Raw genomic sequence first — 20187 nt, 5'->3', positions numbered from 1 at the left:
ATGGTTATATTTTTTTACTACTTAATACAACTCCACTTACTACATATAAGATAGATGCAATATAAAAAATCGTACCAATCGTAAAGAAATCTACTAAATACCCCGTTACAATAATCGCTACTGCGCCTCCAATTGATGTCCACACATGGTATTTTCCAATCTCATAACCAGCCTTTTCCTGCACAACCTTTCGTGCTAACGACGTTTTCTCAGTATTACGCTGCACAGCACCTAAAACTCCCATTACAACTTGAAGAATATACACATGCCAGACTTCCGTGGCAATTGGAAAACAGAGCATTAATATCGCCATGGACCAAGCGTATATTATTAATAATTTTTGATCACCTACTCTATCAGACGCCTTCCCTACTAACGGATATACAAGTGCTGAAGTTAATGCAAATAAGCCATAAGCCCACCCAAACTGTGAGAAGCTATTTCCAACATTCCGAAGCAATAGAATGTAAAAAGGAAATACCATACTTCCTGCCATCATAATGATGCTTTGTGAGGCTACAAATCTTCTATATGTCATTTCGTATACTCCCTATAAAATAAATTCACAAATCTCTCTTCCCGATCCACTTCCTTCTTCTTCTGAAGAAATTCTTCTATACGAGGATATGCTTTCTTTAGCTGTTCTTTCGTTGGATAAGAATAATACGGTAAATAATAACTACCGTTATGTTTTAAAGTAACATCAATCATCTTCCGAATGACATCCTCTGTTTTCTTCACCTCACTCTCGGAGCGTCCTTGGTTAATTAAAAGCACCAGTGCAAACATATCATCTTTTGCATAGGATAAAACTGCATTTTCATTCTTTTCTACATAACGGATTGTAATGTTAATAAGGTTTAATTCCTCTTCACTCAAAACATTTCGCAAATCATCTATATATACTGCAAAACCGTCTATCGGTACGAAATACTCCTGTAAAACTTCGGTCAAGTTTGGGTTATCATACTCCATAAAGGCACTATCCGATCTCATTACATTATTTCGCGTTTCGTACCTACCATTTGTACGTTCAAAATAACTTCTTTGTATATCCCAAAACGTATTCTTTCCCCAGTCGCTATAACGCGATAACCCAAGCAAAAATTTCGGTGCAGCTATAATATTTTCTTCTTTTAATTCACTGTACTCTTTTCTCATATTTTGATTTTGTGCCAATGTATAATTCGTCACATACATCTCTTTTAAAAATGAGTTTGGAGCAACAGAAATACGAGCTAAATGCATACGTATATTCTCTTCCCTTCGCACTTTATTCTTAAAATATGAAGAGTATTCTTTATAATCTAATACCCTCGTATGCGTTTCATACAATTCATCGTTTGTTAACTTTAGCGTCACGTCTAAAATCACGCCAAACAATCCGTATCCCCCAATTACATACGGAAACAAATCAGCATTCTCTTCTCTACTTACATTACGCACCTTACCATCTGCCATTAACAATCTAAACGACTCTACCGTATCAATCAATGCTTCATGACGAATATCACGCCCATGTACATTCACACTTAATGAACCACCAACAGTAAAAATATTTTGAGATTGCATCACTTGAACCGCAAGACCATACGGATTAATTTTCTTCTGAATGTCATTCCATGTGACACCGCTTTGCACCCTAATCCTCTTCTTCTCCGCATCGAATTCTAATATTTCATTATACCCTTTCATATCAAGCATCGTACCGTTCGGATAATACGTCTGCCCGCCTTGGCTATGCTGCATACCTGCAATAGAAATCTTCTCTCCAGAAACATTTGCATCTTGCACGACCTGTTTTAATGAACTTTCATCTTCAGCATGTTCAACACGTTTAATTTTCGTTGGAAGTAACTTTCCTACATCGCTCATAATGGGATGAATTAGTTGCTCTTTATATGTATTTACAGATGTTGCAAGCAACACTGTATAAGCTACAATGACCACCGTCATCTTTCTTTTTTTCAAATGACACTCTCCTCTTCTACATCTTTTCCTCTTCATATTGTACCTATTTTCCTATGAAGAAAGTATACAAAAAAGAGGGTCCTTATTTTAGGTCCCCCCTCATCAAAACTGTTACTTTGCTGCTGGCAATTTTATTGGGTCAAACTTTTCGTACGACGTATATTTTGCGTTCGTAATAATGTGTGCTTTATCCTTGCCATTACTACTCATAATCATGTCTATCTTTGCTGATTCATATTTAAAATCTTTTGTAATGATATATTCTGCATCCACTTCTTCTATCTTCGCATTTTGTGCTTGTAACATTTTCTTCTGCGTTTCATCCATGCTAGTTAACATACTTTCTGTTTCTTGCCCTTTTAATGTAAATTTCAGTTTATATTTATCTCCGCTTTTCTCCATCTTCATTTTATCTAAAACTACTTCCGGTACTTCTAACTTATCTATAATATCTTGAGTCGCTTTCATTCCACCAGCATTTAATTGCTCCTCTGGTACGGTTATAACTTCTCCTGTATTAGGGTTTTTTACCTCACCAGCAACTTTACCATCCACAGTATACACTACAACATCTGTACCGGAAATATTCATTTCAGAACGAGAATTCTTTGTCTTTGGCTCTAATTGCATCTTAGCCTTTAATATGTCCATCTCTGTTCCCTCAGCTTTTACCCCTACACCATATGTCATCGTTACATGCTCTTCATTTTTAAAAGCTTCGTTCATTTTCTTGAAAACATCCTTCGCTGCTAATTCCTTTTCTTTTTGAACTGATTCTTTTTTCGGCTCATCCGTCTTTGCTGTTTTCTCATTACTACACCCTACCCCTAGACTGATTGCAAGTACTAAACTTGAAACAAAAATAATTTTTTTCATAATGTCGCCCCCTTTCCCAAAATAATATCACCTCTTTTCCTATGAAATCTATATAATTTTTAATCTATATTCTCTATATAGCGACATGTTTAATGAAGATCTTAAATATGATGTAAATAATAACAACTCATTTCAGGAGGTTATTATGAAGGCGATTATTTGTACACAATATGGACCACCGAACGTTCTCCAGCTTCAAAATGTAGAAAAACCTAAACCTAAAAAGAACGAAGTATTAGTTAAAATTCGCGCAACAAGTGTATCGACTGGAGATTGTAGAATACGTGGCTTTAATAGTCCCCTCTTATTTTGGGTTCCTATGCGGATCATATTAGGTTTTAGAAAACCGAGAAAACCTATACTCGGCGTAGAGTTATCCGGTGAAATCGAAGAAATTGGAACAGATGTAACTCAATTTAAAAAAGGAGACCCAGTTTTTGCATTAACAGAACTAAACCTTGGTGGTTATGCCGAATACACATGCGTGCATGAAAGTGGATTAATAGCATTAAAACCTACCAATGTGACATATGAAGAAGCTGCCGTTATTCCTTTTGGCGGAACTTCAGCATTGCATTTTCTGAGGAAGGGCCGTATAAAAAAAGGGCAACAAGTGCTCATATACGGCGCCTCTGGATCAGTAGGAACAGCTGCTGTACAACTTGCTAAATATTTCGGCGCGACCGTTACAGCTGTTTGTAGTAATTCAAATTTTGAACTAGTGCAATCTTTAGGGGCTGATAAAGTAATTGATTATACGAAAGAAGATTTTACTAAGCAGGGCGAGCACTACGATATTATATTTGATGCAGTTGGAAAGTATAAAAAGTCTCTTTGTACAGACGCATTAATGCCTAATGGAAAATATGTATCTGTTAACGGAATGATGGCAAAGGTCAGTAAAGAAGATATGAAACTACTAAAACAACTAGTTGAAACAGAAAAGCTAAAACCTGTTATTGATAGAACTTACCGATTAGAAGAAGTTGCAGAAGCCCATACGTATGTAGAAATGGGCCATAAGAAAGGAAACGTTTCGATTACCTTAAAATAAAATATATTCAGAAAATAAAGTTGACAATTCCTTTTGTTAGATTTACTATTAGTACCATATTTAAAAACTACATATACATACTCTTATCAAGAGTGGCGGAGGGACTGGCCCGATGATGCCCGGCAACCGAGCTTATAACGTATAAGCTAAGGTGCTAATTCCTGCAAAACGAGTTTTCGTTTTGGAAGATAAGAGAGGAACCTATTTCGTCTATTCGGCACCTCTCTTATTTTGAGAGGTGCTTTTTATTTTGGAACGTATATTAAGGGGGAATTATAGATGAAGAAAGTATTATTGAGCATTGTAAGCGGAGCAGTACTATTATTAGGCGCATGTGGCGCAAATTCAGATAAAGATGTAAAAATATTAGACGAGAAAAAGATTACTGTCGGTGTAACAGGTGGACCACATGAACAAATTTTTGAGAAGGTTAAAGAAGTTGCGGCAAAAGACGGTCTCGACATTGATATAAAAATATTTAATGATTACGTAGCACCAAACGTTTCGTTAGATGAAAAAAGTCTTGATGTAAATAGCTATCAAACGAAATCATATTTAGATGTATTTAAAGCCGAACGCAATATGAAATTAACTGAAGTATTTTCAACAGTAACATTCCCAATGGGCGTATATTCTAAAAGCTTAAAAGATGTAAAAGAATTAAAAGAGGGCGATGCAATCGCTGTACCAAATGACCCAACGAATGAACTTCGAGCTTTAAAATTATTTGAAAAAGCAGGGGTTTTAAAAGTTGATCCAAAGGCTACAGAAAAAGCGACTGCAAAGGATGTAATTGAAAACCCGAAAAATTTAAAGATTGTTGAATTAGAAGCTTCTCAATTACCAACGCAATTAAGTGAAGTGAAAGCAGCTGCAATTAACACAAACTTTGCATTAGGTGCAAAACTAAATCCAGCGAAAGATTCCATTTTCCGCGAAGGAAAAGATTCACCATACGTGAACTGGGTCGTTGTTCGTACTGAAAATAAAGATGATGCTGTTGTAAATAAATTAAAGAAAGCTTATCAATCTAAAGAAGTAAAAGAATTTATCGAGAAAAAATTTGATGGTTCAGTTTTACCATCTTGGTAGGAGCTGACGATAATGATTGAATTAAAAAACGTCTCCAAAGTATTTACAACAAAAAAAGGGACTGTTGAGGCTCTTAAGTCTACTTCCCTTAAAGTAGAAAAAGGCGAGGTATTTGGAATCATTGGGTATAGCGGCGCTGGTAAAAGCACATTAATTCGCTGTGTAAATTTATTAGAAAAACCAACGACAGGAAACATCATCGTAAACAACCAAGACTTAACCACTTTATCAACAAAAGAACTAGCAAAAGCGAGGCAAAAAATCGGAATGATTTTTCAAGGATTCAATTTACTTAAAACTGTTACCGTTTATGAAAATATCGCATTGCCGTTACGCCTTGCTGGCATTCCAAAAGAGGAAATTGAAAAAAGAGTAGAAAAATATTTATGCATCGTGGATCTTTTTAACCGTAAAGATGCTTATCCAAGCGAGCTTTCTGGCGGCCAGAAACAACGTGTTGCCATCGCTCGTGCACTATCACATGAACCAGAGGTTTTATTAAGTGATGAAGCAACGAGCGCATTAGATCCAGAAACAACTGATTCTATTCTTGATTTATTACTAAAAATTAATGAAGAAATTGGAATTACGATTTTACTCATTACACATGAAATGAATGTCATCCAGCGTATTTGTGACCAGGTTGCCGTTATGGAGCATGGATCTGTAGTCGAAAGCGGGACTGTGAAAGACATTTTTACAAATCCACAACATGTAACAACGAAGAAGTTTGTAAATAGCGCATTTGCAGCTAAAATTCCAGAAGAAGTACAAAAAGAACTACAAACTACTGGTGAAATTGTAACACTTTCTTTTATAGGAAGTTCTTCGGGAGAACCAGCACTAGCTATCGGTACAAAACGTTACCAAGTATATCCAAATATTTTATCCGGTAATATTACGCAGTTAAAACATGAGGCATATGGGAAACTTGTCGTTCATATGCAAGGTGAAAAAAATGAAGTAAACCTTGCTTTAGCATTCTTACAAGAGAAAGGTATCATCGTAGAGGGAGGGAAAACAGACTATGGAAAACAAGCCCTTTTTGGATGAATGGGGTAAAGTCATATGGGAAGCAACAATTCAAACATTTCAAATGACATCTATTTCATTACTTATCTCTATCCTTATCGCATTACCACTCGGAGTTACACTTGTTTTGACGAGACCCGGTGGACAGCGAGAAAATAAACTTATCTATCCTATTCTTAATACAGTTATTAATGTCATTCGCTCTCTTCCATTTATCATTCTATTATTCTTCATTTTACCTTTTACGAAGTTTCTAATGGGAACATCCATTGGCGTGCAAGGTGTTATCGTACCACTTGTCGTCTTCACAGCTCCTTATATTGCACGCTTAATGGAGACAGCTTTACTAGAAGTGGATCGTGGTGTTATTGAAGCTTACCAAGCAATGGGAGTCTCTACTATAAAAATCATTTGGCACGTCATGGTTAAAGAAGCACGCCCATCTCTTGTGCTCGGATTAACGATCGCAACAATCGGCTTAATTGGCGCAACAGCGATGGCTGGTCTTGTAGGCGCTGGCGGGCTAGGGGACTTGGCATATCGCTTCGGACATTTACGCTATGAACCTGAAGTAATGTATGCAACCGTCTTTATTTTAATTATCCTCGTTCAAGGATTACAATCTTTAGGGAATGGTGTTGCACGAAGATTGAAGAAAGATTAGAAAGAAGGCATCTCACCGGAAGGAGATGCCTTCTTTTTACCTTTTAAATCCACCTTCCGAATGAATCACTTGTCCCGTAATCCACTCTGCTTCTTCACTTACTAAAAACTTTATGAGTCTAGCTGCATCCTTTGGCTCACCAATTCTGCCCAAAGGAAACATCGGCTTTAATCCTTGCTTTATCTCTTCAGTCATCCATCCTGTACTAGTTGGACCTGGGTTAATTGCATTCACTGTTATTCCTAAATGGGCTACTTCTGCTGACAACGTACTAGTAAGAGCATCAATAGCTCCTTTCGTTGTTGCATACGCCAGTTCTCCTGCCATAGGCCCTTGAAATTGCCCCGAAGTCATATTCACAATTCTACCACCAAATTTCTTATCAAATCCTCGGGCAAATTGACTACTTAACAATGTAGTCGCACGAACATTTACCATGTAATGCTTATCCAGCTCTTCAGCAGACAAATTAGAGAAATCATTATTCGTAGAATATGCTGCATTATTAATTAATATATGAGGGTAGCCTAGTTGTTCAGTAACCCTATTTATAAGCTCTTTCGGTGCATCATTTTGAGTTAAATCTAACTCCATGCTCGATACTTTAACACCTTTTTGTATTAGCTCTTCTTTTAATTGTATTTGTTCATTTTGCTCAACGCCCCAAGGCATCTCTTTATCGTAAGCTGTCCAATACGTAAAAAATATATCGTATCCAGCCTCTGCTAACTCTGTGCAAATAGCTGCTCCTATACCGTCTAGACGACTTACACCTGTAACAACTGCTACTTTATTTTTTAATTGATTCATCATATACTCCTCCAATTTTAAAGGACGCATATTTTATATGAGAGATATAAATTTCCCCACAAAAAAGATAGATACATAATAGGCCTATCCTTACCGAAGGAATGACTACGCCAAATATGCAGTCCTTGAATGATTTACAGATAGCTAAATAAACCCTCACTTATGAGAGAAAAATAATCTATCCAATTGCTAATCATTACAAGTTCATCCACATATCTAGTCTTTGCCTCCTTTTGATATATCTCTATTATTAGTCTATCAAAAAAGATGAAATGTTACAAAAAATAAAACAATTACTCACAACATATATTCGTTCACATTTCCTCCATTGTGAATTTATTCACAATGGATATATAATAAACATGTAAATACAATATTGGAGGGATTTCAATGGTTATCAATTTTTTAAGAACTGATAAACGTGCTACTTTCATATTATTACTTTTACGTCTTTACATAGGATATTCTTGGATTACTGCTGGAATAGGGAAAGTTTTAGGACAATCTTTTGATGCCAGCGGTTTCCTCAAAGGCGCCATCGCCCAAGCATCAGGCGATCACCCCGCAGTACAAGGCTGGTGGGCGGATTTCCTTCAAAACTTTGTTCTTCCGCACGCAGACTTATTTAGCTTTTTCGTACAATGGGGAGAAATCTTAGTAGGTTTAGGTTTAATTTTAGGTGGATTAACAAAAACTGCTGCATTCTTTGGAATCATAATGAATCTTTCATTCTTATTAAGTGGAACTGTTAGTGTAAACCCAAACATGCTTGTTTTAACTATGTTCATTTTAATTGCGGGTCATAATGCTGGACGTATTGGATTAGACGGTTATGTTTTCCCTAAACTTTTCCGGAAAAACAACCACGAAACATATAAATTAAGTAAAACTGCGTAGTAACAGTTTACTTTTAAAATATAAGTAAGAAAAGAGCCTAAGTATAGGCTCTTTTCTTACTTACTCCAAATTTAAACTCTTAACGAACCGCGAAACCCTCTAGCAGCATAATAGGAATCTGCTCCATTGTGGTACACAAAAACGTGTCCAAAGCGATAATCGCAAAATAGAGCGCCACCGAGTTCGCGAATATCTGAAGGCGTTTGTACCCAGCTTGATGATTTCATATCGAAATCCCCAATTTGTTGCAAATCTCGATATTGTTCTTCAGTTAATAATTCAATGCCCATAGCAGTTGCCACATCAATGACATTATTTTCTGGTTTATGTTTTTTTCTTGACTCTAACGCTTCAAGATCATAACAAAGACTTCTGCGGCCTTTAGGACTCTCCTTTGAACAATCATAGAAAGTATACTCGTCCTTCTCTTTATCATAACCAACAACATCCGGCTCACCGCCAGTTACTTCCATTTCATTAAGTGACCATAATTTCTCAACATTAACATCCAGCTTCGCTTCAACTTTAGCCCATTCAAGACCTTCATGACGATTCATATTCTTCTCAAAACGAGCTTTCAATACTTTGAATAATTCTTCACGCTGTTCTACTGGTAACACATTTTTATTTTCTGTCATATTAGTCCTCCGAATTACATTTCCTTATAATCATAATGGTTTGCATGCAGTTTACAACAAATTATATAATTTGTTGTATCTCTTTTTCAACAATATGACCCGATTGCACAACGAAAAATCCCTGTACGAATATCCATTATATAGTACGGAATCCATCCATACTTTCCCCAAGAATATAATGTGAAAACCACATCAAGTTCTGCTTCATAATAGCTACTCTCATTCCTGGCTGATCAGAACTATATGCCATTCCTTTAAATATAATTAACTCTGTATCAACTTCCATATCTCTTAACCCTTCATATAGCTCATATGCATTTGTAATTGGAATCCTTACATCCTTTTCCCCATGTTGAATTAAGGTAGGCGTACAGGCTGATTTAATATATGTCATTGGTGATGTCTTCTTATATATCTCTGGATCATTCCATGGCACATTTCCTAAATACATTCTAATAAAGTAAGGGATATCTGTATTTACATAATGGGTACTCCAGTTCGTAATTCCACCTCCAACTGAAATAGCTTTAAATCTACTACTAAATGTAGAACAGAAAGCTGATATATATCCTCCATTACTCCATCCCATAACTCCTACTCTATCTTTATCTACAATCCCTTTTTCAACTAGTGCATCTACTCCAGATATAACATCATCATAATCAGCAATTCCCTGTTTTCTATAGTTTGCTTTTAAAAATTCATTGCCATAACCAGAACTTCCTCTATAGTTTGGTTCTAAAACGATAAAGCCTTTTTCGATAAACTGTTCAATCGGATATTTCTCATTGAAGCAGTCTGAAAATATCGGAAAGGATGCCCAAGCCGGACCACCATGAATTACTACTAATAAAGGATATTTTTTATTTGAGTCAAACCCTACTGGTGTTGATAACACACCCTCTATTTCAAGACCATCGCAACTTTGCCATGAGATGATTTCCCTGTTACTTTTAAGTTTGCCTTCGAAAAAGCTATTTTCATTCGTTATTTTTTTATCATCCAAATAGATTTCAAAGGTTTCATTTGTTATAGCCTTATTATAGGTTATATGATTTCCATCCTTTGTTATAGAGGCATCCATTATAAAGCCATCTACCTTGTCGCTTAATGCTTCCACAGTGCCATCTTCAGCTAGTAATCCAATACGATAATTCGTTTTATCCTGCCATCTAATTAAAATTCCTTTAGCTGTCCACTGTAATGGCGTAACCGTACTATCAAAGTTTGTTAGAGGCTGAATTACCTCTCCAGTATTCATATTATATATCTCTAATGTATTATCTTGTATATGATTTCTATAGTAATCCTTCTCTCTTATGCTTGCTGAGTAACATATTTTATCGCCCTCAGGAGAAAAGCAGATGCTCGCTCCTAACAACGTATCTATATTCATCTTTTGTAGTTCCCCAGCTTCAACATCTAATATATATAGATCACCATTCATATAATCGTTTAGGCTTGGTGTAGCCATACATACAACCTTTTTCCCATCATTTGAAATATCAAAGTTATGTATATAAAAATCCTTACCGTCCGTTAGTTGATAAACACCGCTAACCTTCCGTTCCTGTTTATCATTTTGTTTCACTTTTTCTATTTCAATGTAGTATAAACAATTATTCTGATGTTCCTTACCTACATGATGGAAATCTCCATATCGTTCCTTACGTTTCTTTATCTCCTCACATTCTTTTGACTGTGCAATATAATAAAAACCTTTACCAGTAGGCTCCCATTTGAAATTACTGACTCCTTCTTTCTCATCAGTAATTTGAACCTCACTATAGCTGTCTATTGACTTAAAAAAGATCTGATTTTTCCCATCTCCAACAGGGCTAAGATATGCGATACCCTTAGAATCTGGAGACCATAATGGATATGTACTATCTATATCTCCAATTGTTAATGGGTAACTCTTCCCTTTTTCCTTTTCATATATCCATACATGATTTCTATATGTATTGTCTTTCCAGTTAGCTTTCTTTTTAACAAACGCTACATTTTTGCCATCATCACTTATATTTGTACTTGATAAGGCCGGTAATGAAATAATCTCTTCTATACTTAAATATGTTTTTTCTTTCACTTTCATTAATAAACACCCCTCGTCATGTCTAGTCAATTAATGCATCTACACTCCCAAGATTCCCGTTCAATTGGATCAGCTAGGTGTTTCATCCCAAGCCCTTCAGCAATAACAATCGTCTTTTCTTGTAGTAATAAAGAAAACTGTTCATGAATACTTAAAATATTACTAGAAAATTCAGATAAACAAAAGTAGTTTCGTTCCAAACTCGATAAAGTGAACCTTTAATTAGTAGGGCTTCTGTCCATTCCCACTGCTAGTTCCTCGCTCCTCTTTAGTCCAGTCCACTTATCGATTTTAAATGTTCTTTTTCTTTTGGACACAAAAACACCCCTTTAGATAAAAATATCCAAAGGGGTGAGGCTTCACAAATTTATTTCAAATCTACCAACCTTCTACTCAACCGTAACAGATTTAGCTAAGTTACGTGGCTTATCAACGTCACACTCGCGGTGAAGTGCTGCGTAGTATGAGATAAGTTGTAATGGAATAACTGCTACTAGCGGTGCTAGTGCTTCGTGTACAGCTGGTAATACGAAGCTGTCTCCTTCCATTTCTAAGCCTTTCATTGAGATGATACATGGGTTAGCTCCGCGTGCTACTACTTCTTTCACGTTACCGCGAATTCCAAGGTTTACGTGCTCTTGTGTAGCAAGTGCGATAACTGGTGTACCATTTTCGATTAAAGCGATTGTACCGTGTTTTAATTCTCCTCCAGCAAATCCTTCTGCTTGGATGTAAGAGATTTCTTTTAGTTTTAACGCACCTTCTAATCCTACGTAGAAGTCTACGCTACGTCCGATGAAGAAACAGTTACGCGTTGTTGCTAAAAATTGTTTTGCTAATGCGTCCATTTCTTCTTTTTGATCACAAAGTTCTATCATTGCATTTGCTACAATTCCTAGTTCGTGTGTTAAGTCGAAATCAAGAACTTCACCTTTCGCTTTAGCAATGTCAGCCGCTAAGATTGAAAGTACTGCAAGCTGTGCTGTGTAAGCTTTCGTTGATGCAACCGCAATTTCTGGTCCAGCGTATAGTGGAAGTGTATAGTCAGCTTCACGAGAAAGCGTAGAACCAGGTACGTTTGTAATTGTTAATGCTTTATGACCCATTTCATTTGTTTGCACAAGTACTGCACGGCTATCAGCTGTTTCACCACTTTGTGAAATGTAAATGAAGAATGGTCTTTCTGTTAATAATGGCATGTTGTAAGAGAATTCACTTGCTACGTGTACTTCAACTGGTGTTTTTGCAAACTTCTCGATAAATTGTTTTCCAACAAGACCTGCATGATAACTCGTTCCACATGCAATGATGTAAATACGATCGCTATCTAAAATCGCGTTGCGGATATCTTGATCTAATTCAATTTCGCCATTTTCATCTTGATACTTTTGAATAATATTACGGATTACAAGTGGTTGCTCATCAATTTCTTTAAGCATGAAATGAGGGTATGTTCCCTTTTCAATGTCACTTGCATCTAATTCCGCTGTAAACGGTGCACGTTCAATCGTTTCACCTTGTAAGTTTTTAATTGTAATGCTTTCTTTCGTTACGATTACGATTTCTTTATCCATTAACTCAATAAATTGATCTGTAACTTGTAACATCGCCATAGCGTCGCTCGCCACAACATTAAAGTTGTCACCAACACCTACTAATAGCGGGCTTTTGTTTTTAGCAACATAAATCATGTTTGGATTTTCAGCATCAAGTAATCCGATTGCATAAGAGCCATGTAAAAGAGATAGCGTATTACGGAACGCTTCTTCTACACTTAATCCTGTGCTCACTTGTTGTTCCATAAGCTGTACGATAATTTCTGTATCTGTTTCACTTACGAACGTTACATCTTGTAAATATTCCTTTTTCACTAATTCATAGTTTTCAATTACACCGTTATGAACTAGTGTAAAGCGCTTTGATGTACTTTGATGCGGATGCGCGTTTACCTTACTTGGAACACCGTGTGTAGCCCAGCGTGTATGTCCGATACCTACGCTTGCTGCTACGTTCTCATCTACGATTTCGCGAAGTTTTGCAATACGGCCTTTTTCTTTGTACACAACAACACCGTTCTCTGCTTGTACTGCAATACCTGCTGAATCATATCCACGATATTCTAGTTTTTCTAAACCTTTTAATAAAATTTCCTTTGCATCTTGTTCTCCAATAAATCCTACGATTCCACACATGTTTAGTCGCCGTTACAAATGCTTACACTGCTCTGCGAACATGTAACGACATAGTCCGATACCATTTTTATTTATACTAAAAAACGGATTACATATTGCTAGCCCTGTAAGCTTGTAACGGCTTTCACCTTCCTCTCGATTGGGTTTAAGTCCGTATATACTTATACAGCTAGTTTTCATCCGTTCCTTTTCTCTCATCACACTTTCACCTTTGTCCATTAAGTCACCTTAATGATTTAAGTAAAAGCTTGCGGTTATGATGAACAACCGGGAGTCATCCGCCGAAATCTCGATAAAACTCCACCTCGTCAACTACACTACTTGTAGTTCTGGCGCTTTTATAATTTACAACATTTACTTTGAGAAAAAGAACAAGACAATCTTATAACAAACATTATAAACCGTCAATGAAATTTTTTTCATCGTCTTTAAAACATATGAAAAAGGAGCACTTCTTGTGCTCCTTTTAAAATAAATTCAACAAATTATTAAGCGCCAACTTCAGCTTTAACAACTTCTACAATACGATGTACATATGCATTACAAACTTCTTGTGTCGGTGCTTCTGCCATTACACGAATAAGCGGTTCTGTTCCAGATGGACGCACAAGAATGCGGCCATCACCGTTCATTTCTTCTTCTACAACACGAATAATTTCTTTAATTTTTTCATTTTCTAATGCTAATTTTTTATCTGTTACACGAACATTTACTAGTAATTGTGGGAATTTCGTCATTTCTCCTGCAAGCTCAGATAATGGCTTTTTCGTCATTTTCATGATGTTTACAAGTTGAAGTGCACTTAACATTCCATCACCAGTTGTAATGTAATCAAGTAAGATAATGTGACCTGATTGTTCTCCGCCTAAGTTGTAACCACCGCGTTTCATTTCTTCCATTACGTAGCGATCACCAACTGCAGTTTTGTCACTTGTAATATTGTTTGCTTCAAGTGCTTTGTAGAAACCTAAGTTACTCATAACAGTTGAAACAACTGTATTGTGCTTTAGTTGGCCAGTTTCTTTCATGTACTTCGCACAAATAAACATAATTTGATCGCCATCAACGATGTTTCCTTTTTCATCTACAGCGATTAAACGGTCACCATCACCATCAAAAGCAAGACCGATATCAGCACCTTTTTCTTTCACTAATTCTGCTAGGCCTTCAGGATGCGTAGAACCTACTCCAGCGTTAATATTCATACCATTCGGTGAAGTTCCCATTGTTGAAATATCAGCTTCTAAATCCGCAAATAAGTACGGCGCTAAAGAAGACGTTGCACCATGTGCACAATCTAAAGCGATATGTAAACCAGAGAAATCTTCTTCTACAGTTTGTTTAATGTATTGTAAATATTTTTGTCCACCTTCAAAGTAATCGCTCACTTGTCCAAGGTTAGTACCTGTTGGACGTGGCAATTCATCAACTTCTTTGTCTAATAAAGCTTCGATTTCTGCTTCTTGCTCATCTGTTAATTTAAAACCGTCTGAACCGAAGAATTTGATTCCGTTATCTTGTACCGGATTATGAGATGCAGAAATCATCACACCCGCTTGTGCACCTAACGCCTTTGTTAAATAAGCAACACCCGGTGTAGAAATAACACCAAGGCGCATTACTTCTGCTCCAGTTGATAATAGACCTGCTACTAAAGCTCCTTCTAACATATGACCAGATACACGTGTATCACGACCGATAATTACTTTTGGACGATCTGTATCTTTTGTTAATACATAACCACCAAAACGTCCAATTTTGAAAGCTAATTCAGGTGTTAATTCCTCATTCGCAACTCCACGTACTCCATCTGTACCAAAATATTTACCCATTATGATTCGCTCCTTTTTCTTGCTCTTTTTGATTATCTACTGTTGGTTCTTGACTAAGTTCTTTATCTTTATCTTTTTCTTTTTCTTTTTCTTTGTCCTGGTCTTTTTCTGGATTAGTTTCAGGATCTTTTGGTTTTTCAGTTTGATTATCTTGATTATTATTTGAATCTGGTTGTTCACCATTACCCTGTACTTCTTGATCTGGCTTTTCTTTCTTCACAATAGTAACTTTAGCACTTTTTTGTTTTGGCTCTATTGAAATATTACCAGGACCGCTCACTTGAATCGAAACATCCTTCGTCCCTGGCGATACATTTTGCAAATTAATTACCGCTGTTATTTGAGCAGCTGTTATTTTATCTACTATACTTGCTTCTCCTGAAATATCAACGCTTATCTTTCCATCCTGTGGCGAAAGTAGCTGAGCAGTGACATCTTTAGAAACTCCATTTTTTTGAATCGAGACACCTTCAATTGTTCTAGTTTTCGTTTGTTTTACTTTTTGTACCCCTACGGAAACCTTCACTTGATTTGGTTTAGAACTCGTTACACCCTTTGGCAATAAAACAGAGGTATCGAATGTTGTAGACTCAGTCAATTGACTAAGATCTACTTCGACCCCCTCTATCGATTGTATATTATCCAAAATATCTTTTGGACCCGCTATCGTTACTTCTCTCGGTTCAACGCTAATATTTGTAACGGCCAATCCTTCTGGTAAACTCCCCTTTTTCGTATACGTTACAGGAACAGTTTTTTCCGTATTATTGGCCGTAGCTTGCGTCGCCACATTCAATGTTACACTAATTTTAGATGGACTTGTTCTTACATTTAAACGTTTTCCTTCTTTATTGTATAATGTAACTTCAGCTGTTTTTGTAACAGTTTTATTAACACCTTTTAAATCAATATACGCCTTAGCAGATGAAATACTTTCGATTTCTTCTTTCGTCCCAACTACCTCAACAGTATCAGGTTTAATGTTTGATTTTTCGAGAGTAGCACCAGCTGGCATCTGATCCTCATTTGATAATTTTAAGTCTACATGAACATATTTTCTCGCTTTTTCATGAAGAGTAACTTTAATTGTTGATGGCTGAACTGTTCCCTTCACATCATCTGGAAGCCCGTTCGTTTTCAAAGAAACTTCATAAGTCCCTTTTGGACTATCTCGCAAATCAACCGTTATATCAAATTGTTTTTTTGCTTTTGCTGTAGCAACTGCTGCTTTTGGGCCTTCTAACTTCACCTTAACGCCCTCTGCCGGAATACCACTTACAATATATTTATCTTCATCATACTTAAGGTTAATAGCATGATTAGTTAATGTTTCTTTCGTATCATTTGCGAAAGGTAATATACCCGATGTCGTATTCTTTTCAGTTAAAGTTGCGGACATAAAAAGCATACACGCCAATAGTAATGAGATTCCTTTTAAAAACCAATGATTCTCCATTAACTTATCCATGACGCTTTCTCCTCCAATTCCATAAAGACGAAGAAGTCGTTTTTTCGTTCCCACTAAATTCTGCTAATAACATATCCTTCAGTTGTTCTGTCTTCAAATCACGATGCAACTTACCATTTTTCGTTAAAGAAATTTGGCCTGTTTCTTCAGATACAACTACTGTAATACTATCAGTGACTTCACTAACTCCCATTGCAGCACGATGCCTTGTTCCTAACTCTTTAGAAATAAAGGGGCTTTCTGATAATGGAAGATAACAAGCCGCTGCTTTAATTGTACTTCCTTGCATAATTACGGCTCCGTCGTGAAGAGGCGTATTTGGAATGAAAATATTAATGAGTAACTCCGATGATACATTTGCATTTAACGGAATACCCGTTTCCACATAATCACCCATTCCGGTCTCTTTTGACAACGTAATTAATGCACCAATTCTACGTTTTCCCATATATTCCGTTGCTTTTGCTATCGATGTTGCAACAATTTCAGGTTCATCATCCTCCTGAGTTCCAACACGCGAAAATAAACTTCCGCGTCCTAGCTGCTCAAGTGCTCTTCGCAATTCTGGCTGGAAGATAATAATAACGGCTAAAAATCCCCACGTTAATACTTGTTCCGTTAGCCAATAAAGCGTATGCAATTCAAGGAAAATACTAATCATCCGAACGACAATAATAACTGTAATCCCCTTTAAAAGTTGAACAGCTTTTGTCCCTCGGATTATAAGAATTAGCTTATATATAATAAACCATACAACGGCAATATCTAATACCGTACTAAGATATTTCAAAATGGTCGTATCTTCAAAAGGCATGCTAACCCTTCCTCCTACTTACGAGCAATTCTATCCATATATTGAAATATTGTTTTATGCTCTATCTGTATGTATTTCCAACAACTAGTTAATTATACCATACATGAAACAAACGACAATTACAAACAACCCCCTTTAGATCAAATTGGTAAGATGTCAAACAATCTTATCGTACAGTATAATATAAATCATTATTATACGTCTATTTTCAAATAAAAAAAGCAACTTCTCAGTTGCTTTTCTTACATTTATTTTAGTTTTTCACCGAATAAAGAACCCATTAAAGCAACCGCGGTTGTTGCCGTTCTATTTCTCTCATCTAAAATCGTATTTACTTCAACAAACTCAGCAGATGTAACAATATCAGCTTCCGCTAACATTTCCATCGCTAAATGACTTTCACGATACGATAGACCACCAATTACAGGCGTTCCAACTCCCGGTGCATCATGAGGATCAAGACCATCTAAATCTAATGATAGATGTACACCATCAGTATGAGATAAATAAGCAATTGTTTCTTCCATAACAGCCGTCATACCCATACGATCAATTTCATGCATTGAGAATACTTTAATACCTTCATTGCGAATAAAGTCTTTTTCTCCTTCATCCAATGCACGTGCACCGATAATTACAACGTTCTCTTTTTTCACCTTTGGATATGCCCCGTATAAGTCTACAAGCGTGGGATGTCCATAGCCTAAACTTGCTGCAAGTGACATTCCATGAATATTACCAGATGGTGAAGTTTCCTCCGTATTTAAATCTCCATGTGCATCATACCAAATAACACCTAAATTTTTATAATGTTTTGCCACACCAGCTAGTGTACCAATTGCGATACTATGGTCACCACCTAATACAAGTGGAAAACGACCTTCTTCTATAATATGATCCACCTTACTTGCCAATTCATTACATACAGTCGCAACTTGTGTAAGGTTTCTTAATTTTGTATTTTCATCAACTTCTTTTTCTCTCTCTATACATATATCTCCCATATCTTTAACGTTATATCCAATTTCTTCAATTCTTTCAATTACCCCTGCATAACGGATCGCGCTCGGGCCCATATCAACTCCACGACGCATCTGTCCTAAATCCATTGGAACTCCAATAACTGAGATTTCTTTTTTCATAGATAGTATCCCCCTTTTATGCCTTCACTAAATATTTTAAATCTTTTATATACTCTGACTCAACTCGACATTTTTCTGTATGGATATACAATTTATTCACTTATATTTATGTTGAAATCCAAATCTTAAGACCATTTTATGTATAAAGTTAACTTAATGAAACAACTGCTATCATTATTATTAGATAATAATAAAAAACACTTCTACATTTAGAAGTGTTTTTTCGATGCAATTTTCCATACTGCTGCAATATTTCTTGCTGTCATTTCAATATTCTCTTTTGCCATCTTATATGCCTCGTCTAGTGCCATTGGAAAAGGCGTAATACTAAATACTGCATCGATTCCCTTTTCGTAAACAACTGGATAATTTGGAGATACCGATCCTCCTATAGCAATCACAGGAATATGAAGACGTTTCGCTCGCCCCGCGACACCAACAGGAGCCTTTCCATATGCTGTTTGTTCATCTATTCTACCTTCACCAGTTATAATTAAATCCGCATCTTCTATATGCTTATCAAAATTTGTATGATCCAATACAATTTCAATACCCTTTCGTAAGCTCCCCTTTAACACTGCAATAACAGCTGCTCCCATACCTCCTGCCGCTCCTGCACCAGGTATTTCAGATACATCCAAAGATACATATCGTTTAAGAATAGTCGCATAATGCTTTAAATTCTCATCTAGCCTTTTCAGCATCTCTACATCCCCACCCTTTTGAGCACCAAACACGAAAGATGCCCCTCTCATTCCGACTAATGGATTATTTACATCACACGCCGCTTCTATCGTTATCTCCTTTAGGCGTGAATCCATTCGTGAAAAATCAATCGTGACAATCGAATGTAATGTTCCTCCAGATGGATCTATTGCTTCACCCTTTTCATCTATAAACCTTACTCCTAAAGCCGATAACATACCTGCTCCACCATCATTTGTAGCGCTTCCTCCAAGCCCCAAAATAATATGCTTAACTCCTTGGTCTAGCGCATGTAATATAAGCTCTCCTGTCCCTTTTGACGTTGTAATGAATGGATTTCGCTTTTCAACCGGTACGTGTTGTAGTCCAGATGCCGATGCCATTTCAATAAACGCTGTCTTTTTATCTGTAGAAATGCCATAAAAAGCTTGTACGCCTTCTCTAAGCGGTCCTGTCACATAAAGTGATACAACGCTTCCTCCTGTGGCATCAACAAGTGAATCAACAGTTCCTTCCCCACCATCTCCAATTGGTATTTTTACATACTCTGCTTTAGGAAAAATTGCTCCAAAACCTCTTTCAATAGCTTCACATACTTCTATAGCCTTTAGACTTTCTTTGTATGAATCAGATGCAATGACAACTTTCACAATTATCCCCCATCCTTTATTTTTACGTTTTCTTCATTTTAAACGACAAATATGAAAGTTGTCTTTTTAAACACAAAAAAAGCGTACATCATATGATGTACACTTTTTCTATTTATATGGAGCCTAGCGGGATCGAACCGCTGACCTCCTGCGTGCAAGGCAGGCGCTCTCCCAGCTGAGCTAAGGCCCCGTAGTAATAAAGCGGAAGACGGGATTCGAACCCGCGACCCCAACCTTGGCAAGGTTGTATTCTAC

Annotated in this window: 18 protein-coding genes, 1 tRNA gene and 1 riboswitch; of the genes, 5 read left to right on the top strand and 14 right to left on the bottom strand. The window is 36.6% G+C overall.

The features are described 5' to 3' along the window. Nucleotides 1-4: 4 nt before the first annotated feature. The 3 genes from G9F74_RS25630 to G9F74_RS25620 form a co-directional block, all read right to left on the bottom strand. The gene (locus G9F74_RS25630) at nucleotides 5-538 is read right to left on the bottom strand and encodes an MFS transporter (protein ID WP_000222357.1); all 534 of its coding nucleotides are present in this window, start codon (nucleotides 536-538) and stop codon (nucleotides 5-7) included. Then, nucleotides 535-1971, bottom strand: a complete 1437-nt coding sequence (locus tag G9F74_RS25625; protein WP_016107371.1) for an FAD-binding oxidoreductase — start codon at nucleotides 1969-1971, stop codon at nucleotides 535-537. Before G9F74_RS25625 ends, G9F74_RS25630 begins: the two co-directional genes overlap by 4 nt. Nucleotides 1972-2082: 111 nt before the next feature. Beyond that, nucleotides 2083-2847 carry a DUF6612 family protein gene (locus tag G9F74_RS25620; protein ID WP_016107370.1) on the bottom strand — a complete coding sequence of 255 codons (765 nt, stop codon included), beginning with the start codon at nucleotides 2845-2847 and terminating at the stop codon, nucleotides 2083-2085. Nucleotides 2848-2992: 145 nt separating this feature from the next. On the opposite strand from G9F74_RS25620, the gene G9F74_RS25615 reads away from it, so the two are divergent. From G9F74_RS25615 to G9F74_RS25600, 4 genes are all read left to right on the top strand, one after another. Continuing rightward, nucleotides 2993-3901 (top strand): NAD(P)-dependent alcohol dehydrogenase, encoded by a 909-nt coding sequence (locus G9F74_RS25615; RefSeq protein WP_016107369.1) that lies wholly within the window; start codon nucleotides 2993-2995, stop codon nucleotides 3899-3901. An 80-nt stretch (nucleotides 3902-3981) separates the two neighbouring features. After that, nucleotides 3982-4096, top strand: a riboswitch (SAM riboswitch). 84 nt (nucleotides 4097-4180) lie between these two features. Beyond that, nucleotides 4181-4993: a MetQ/NlpA family ABC transporter substrate-binding protein gene (locus G9F74_RS25610; protein WP_016107368.1), complete on the top strand. Its 813-nt coding sequence runs from the start codon at nucleotides 4181-4183 to the stop codon at nucleotides 4991-4993. Nucleotides 4994-5005: 12 nt separating this feature from the next. Then, nucleotides 5006-6046: a methionine ABC transporter ATP-binding protein gene (locus tag G9F74_RS25605; protein WP_165406312.1), complete on the top strand. Its 1041-nt coding sequence runs from the start codon at nucleotides 5006-5008 to the stop codon at nucleotides 6044-6046. Continuing rightward, on the top strand, nucleotides 6021-6689 hold the full coding sequence (locus G9F74_RS25600) for a methionine ABC transporter permease (RefSeq protein ID WP_070174034.1): 669 nt from the start codon (nucleotides 6021-6023) through the stop codon (nucleotides 6687-6689). Before G9F74_RS25605 ends, G9F74_RS25600 begins: the two co-directional genes overlap by 26 nt. A 36-nt stretch (nucleotides 6690-6725) precedes the next feature. Here G9F74_RS25600 and G9F74_RS25595 read toward each other — a convergent pair whose 3' ends face one another. Further along, the gene (locus G9F74_RS25595; protein ID WP_002105638.1) at nucleotides 6726-7502 is read right to left on the bottom strand and encodes an SDR family oxidoreductase; all 777 of its coding nucleotides are present in this window, start codon (nucleotides 7500-7502) and stop codon (nucleotides 6726-6728) included. A 387-nt stretch (nucleotides 7503-7889) separates the two neighbouring features. Here G9F74_RS25595 and G9F74_RS25590 point away from each other — a divergent pair, with 387 nt between their 5' ends. Next, the gene (locus G9F74_RS25590) at nucleotides 7890-8396 is read left to right on the top strand and encodes a DoxX family membrane protein (protein ID WP_000236354.1); all 507 of its coding nucleotides are present in this window, start codon (nucleotides 7890-7892) and stop codon (nucleotides 8394-8396) included. Between the two features lie 71 nt (nucleotides 8397-8467). Here the strand turns inward: G9F74_RS25590 and G9F74_RS25585 are convergent, their stop codons facing one another. The 10 genes from G9F74_RS25585 to G9F74_RS25540 all read right to left on the bottom strand — a co-directional run bounded on the left by G9F74_RS25585 (nucleotide 8468) and on the right by G9F74_RS25540 (nucleotide 20122). Beyond that, nucleotides 8468-9034 (bottom strand): DUF4256 domain-containing protein, encoded by a 567-nt coding sequence (locus G9F74_RS25585; protein ID WP_000138395.1) that lies wholly within the window; start codon nucleotides 9032-9034, stop codon nucleotides 8468-8470. A gap of 136 nt (nucleotides 9035-9170) precedes the next feature. Beyond that, nucleotides 9171-11129 (bottom strand): S9 family peptidase, encoded by a 1959-nt coding sequence (locus G9F74_RS25580; protein ID WP_016107365.1) that lies wholly within the window; start codon nucleotides 11127-11129, stop codon nucleotides 9171-9173. A gap of 389 nt (nucleotides 11130-11518) precedes the next feature. Then, on the bottom strand, nucleotides 11519-13321 hold the full coding sequence (gene glmS, locus G9F74_RS25575) for a glutamine--fructose-6-phosphate transaminase (isomerizing) (RefSeq protein WP_000334150.1): 1803 nt from the start codon (nucleotides 13319-13321) through the stop codon (nucleotides 11519-11521). 12 nt (nucleotides 13322-13333) lie between these two features. Beyond that, nucleotides 13334-13519, bottom strand: a complete 186-nt coding sequence (locus G9F74_RS25570) for a hypothetical protein (RefSeq protein WP_033659100.1) — start codon at nucleotides 13517-13519, stop codon at nucleotides 13334-13336. Nucleotides 13520-13809: 290 nt separating this feature from the next. After that, the gene (gene glmM, locus G9F74_RS25565) at nucleotides 13810-15153 is read right to left on the bottom strand and encodes a phosphoglucosamine mutase (protein ID WP_000521472.1); all 1344 of its coding nucleotides are present in this window, start codon (nucleotides 15151-15153) and stop codon (nucleotides 13810-13812) included. After that, the gene (locus G9F74_RS25560) at nucleotides 15146-16621 is read right to left on the bottom strand and encodes a CdaR family protein (protein WP_016107364.1); all 1476 of its coding nucleotides are present in this window, start codon (nucleotides 16619-16621) and stop codon (nucleotides 15146-15148) included. Before G9F74_RS25560 ends, glmM begins: the two co-directional genes overlap by 8 nt. Next, nucleotides 16614-17435 carry a diadenylate cyclase CdaA gene (gene cdaA / locus G9F74_RS25555; RefSeq protein WP_001115710.1) on the bottom strand — a complete coding sequence of 274 codons (822 nt, stop codon included), beginning with the start codon at nucleotides 17433-17435 and terminating at the stop codon, nucleotides 16614-16616. Before cdaA ends, G9F74_RS25560 begins: the two co-directional genes overlap by 8 nt. Before the next feature lie 248 nt (nucleotides 17436-17683). Beyond that, nucleotides 17684-18577, bottom strand: coding sequence for an arginase (gene rocF / locus G9F74_RS25550; RefSeq protein ID WP_000711579.1), 894 nt, complete (start codon nucleotides 18575-18577; stop codon nucleotides 17684-17686). Nucleotides 18578-18786: 209 nt separating this feature from the next. Beyond that, on the bottom strand, nucleotides 18787-19932 hold the full coding sequence (locus tag G9F74_RS25545) for a glycerate kinase (protein WP_000869568.1): 1146 nt from the start codon (nucleotides 19930-19932) through the stop codon (nucleotides 18787-18789). A gap of 117 nt (nucleotides 19933-20049) precedes the next feature. Beyond that, nucleotides 20050-20122, bottom strand: a tRNA-Ala gene (locus tag G9F74_RS25540). Between the last annotated feature and the right edge of the window lie 65 nt (nucleotides 20123-20187).

Origin of the sequence: Bacillus sp. EKM202B, from assembly GCF_011066025.1 — a bacterium.
Lineage (GTDB): Bacteria > Bacillota > Bacilli > Bacillales > Bacillaceae_G > Bacillus_A > Bacillus_A toyonensis.
Note: the sequence above shows the minus strand (reverse complement) of the source record. Positions and strands in the feature narration are given on the sequence as shown.

Coding starts and splice junctions, on each gene's coding strand:
- G9F74_RS25620 (WP_016107370.1), bottom strand. CDS start 2,847: ATGAAAAAAATTATTTTTGTTTCAAGTTTAGTACTTGCAATCAGTCTA.
- G9F74_RS25580 (WP_016107365.1), bottom strand. CDS start 11,129: ATGAAAGTGAAAGAAAAAACATATTTAAGTATAGAAGAGATTATTTCA.
- G9F74_RS25585 (WP_000138395.1), bottom strand. CDS start 9,034: ATGACAGAAAATAAAAATGTGTTACCAGTAGAACAGCGTGAAGAATTA.
- G9F74_RS25605 (WP_165406312.1), top strand. CDS start 5,006: ATGATTGAATTAAAAAACGTCTCCAAAGTATTTACAACAAAAAAAGGG.
- G9F74_RS25600 (WP_070174034.1), top strand. CDS start 6,021: ATGGAAAACAAGCCCTTTTTGGATGAATGGGGTAAAGTCATATGGGAA.
- glmM (WP_000521472.1), bottom strand. CDS start 15,153: ATGGGTAAATATTTTGGTACAGATGGAGTACGTGGAGTTGCGAATGAG.
- glmS (WP_000334150.1), bottom strand. CDS start 13,321: ATGTGTGGAATCGTAGGATTTATTGGAGAACAAGATGCAAAGGAAATT.
- G9F74_RS25610 (WP_016107368.1), top strand. CDS start 4,181: ATGAAGAAAGTATTATTGAGCATTGTAAGCGGAGCAGTACTATTATTA.
- cdaA (WP_001115710.1), bottom strand. CDS start 17,435: ATGCCTTTTGAAGATACGACCATTTTGAAATATCTTAGTACGGTATTA.
- G9F74_RS25615 (WP_016107369.1), top strand. CDS start 2,993: ATGAAGGCGATTATTTGTACACAATATGGACCACCGAACGTTCTCCAG.
- G9F74_RS25570 (WP_033659100.1), bottom strand. CDS start 13,519: ATGAGAGAAAAGGAACGGATGAAAACTAGCTGTATAAGTATATACGGA.
- rocF (WP_000711579.1), bottom strand. CDS start 18,577: ATGAAAAAAGAAATCTCAGTTATTGGAGTTCCAATGGATTTAGGACAG.
- G9F74_RS25630 (WP_000222357.1), bottom strand. CDS start 538: ATGACATATAGAAGATTTGTAGCCTCACAAAGCATCATTATGATGGCA.
- G9F74_RS25595 (WP_002105638.1), bottom strand. CDS start 7,502: ATGATGAATCAATTAAAAAATAAAGTAGCAGTTGTTACAGGTGTAAGT.
- G9F74_RS25560 (WP_016107364.1), bottom strand. CDS start 16,621: ATGGATAAGTTAATGGAGAATCATTGGTTTTTAAAAGGAATCTCATTA.
- G9F74_RS25590 (WP_000236354.1), top strand. CDS start 7,890: ATGGTTATCAATTTTTTAAGAACTGATAAACGTGCTACTTTCATATTA.